Annotated in this window: 1 protein-coding gene and 1 pseudogene; both read right to left on the minus strand. The window is 68.8% G+C overall.

Translation table 11 applies throughout. The features are described 5' to 3' along the window. Positions 1–782 (minus strand): UvrD-helicase domain-containing protein (locus RMO57_RS04265; protein WP_310384538.1); only part of this gene is annotated, 782 nt, incomplete at its 3' end. Then, a pseudogene (locus RMO57_RS04270) lies at positions 779–1,322 on the minus strand (exodeoxyribonuclease V subunit gamma); the annotation flags it as partial. The pseudogene RMO57_RS04270 and the gene RMO57_RS04265, both read right to left, overlap by 4 nt.

Genomic DNA, 1,322 nt, shown 5'->3' on the forward strand with positions numbered 1-1,322 from the left:
GCCATCTGAGCGTCGAGCCAAACGCGCATCGCCGTGGCCCGCTCGCCCCAGCCTTCTTTCAGCGCGCCCAAGGCGGCCGCGCGCTCGGCGACCACCGTCTCTATCAACTGCGCCAAGGGCTGGGCCGCCAGCGCCTGGGCATGTGCAGGCAGGCCCTGAGCCAGCAGCGCGCGGGCGTCCGACTGCAAACCCTCAACCGTGCGAAACACCGCCAGCGCCTGGTCCAACGCCGCCGCGCCCAGCGGGTAGAGCTGGGCGCGCCAGTAGTCCTGCGTGGCCTCCAGCAGCAGCGCCTGCTCGTCACCGATCAGCGCCTCATCAAACAGGCAGCCGCTGTCGAAGGCATGTTCGCGCAACATGCGCTGGCACCAGGCGTCGATGGTGTGCACGGCCGCGTCGTCCATGCTGTCGGCCGCCAGGCTCAGGCGGTAGGCGGCGGCGCGGCGTTGGGCGGGGCCGGCGTAGTCGGCCAGCAAGCCGGTCAATAAGGCGTCCGCAGCGGCCGGCTGGGCCTCGCCACGAAAGCATTGCGCCGCCTCCAGCAGGCGCGCGCGAATGCGGTCCGACAGCTCGCGCGTGGCGGCGCGGGTAAAGGTCATCACCAGGATTTCGGCCGGCAACAAGGGGCGCGTGAAGCCTTCTTGTTCGCCGCCATGACCCAGCACCAGGCGCAGATAGAGCGCGGCAATCGTCCAGGTCTTGCCGGTGCCGGCGCTGGCCTCGATCAGCCGGCTGCCCCAGAGCGGGAAACTGCCGGCATCCAATTGATTGTGCTGCGTCATGCCGCGCCTTCGGTGTTTATCATCGGCTGGTGCAGCTCAAGTTTGGCGTTAGCCAGCACCCAGTCATACAGCGGCCCATAGAGCCGCTGCGCCAGCGCCGCAAAGCGCCCATCGGCCGTCAGCGCCGCAAAGTCGGGGAATTGGCGCGCCAGGCTGGCCTCAGCGCCTTCGGCCGTGGCCTGGAACGGCCCGCCCTCATAAATCAAGGCCGGATCGCCACTGCCGCTGACCGCGGCCAGGCCGGCTTTCAGCGCCAACGGCAGCGGCGCAGCCATGCCTTCTTGCCAAGCCGCCAACAAATCGCTCAACAGCGCTTGCGCCTGCTCTGGCGGCAAGGGCTCCACCGTCACCGTCGCGTCCTGCCCGACCAGCACGCTGCGCAGACCATGGCCACAAGCGCTCGCCGCCAACATGCGCACCCAAGCCTCCAGCAGACGCTCCGGGCGCACCGAGCCGGTCTTCTCGTTCAAACATAGGCGGCTGGGCAGCAATTCAAAATACAGCCGCTGCCCGCCCTGGGCCTGGCTGTGCAGATCGGTC

This window comes from Roseateles sp. (assembly GCF_031397715.1).
Taxonomy (GTDB): Bacteria; Pseudomonadota; Gammaproteobacteria; order Burkholderiales; family Burkholderiaceae_C; genus Paucibacter_A.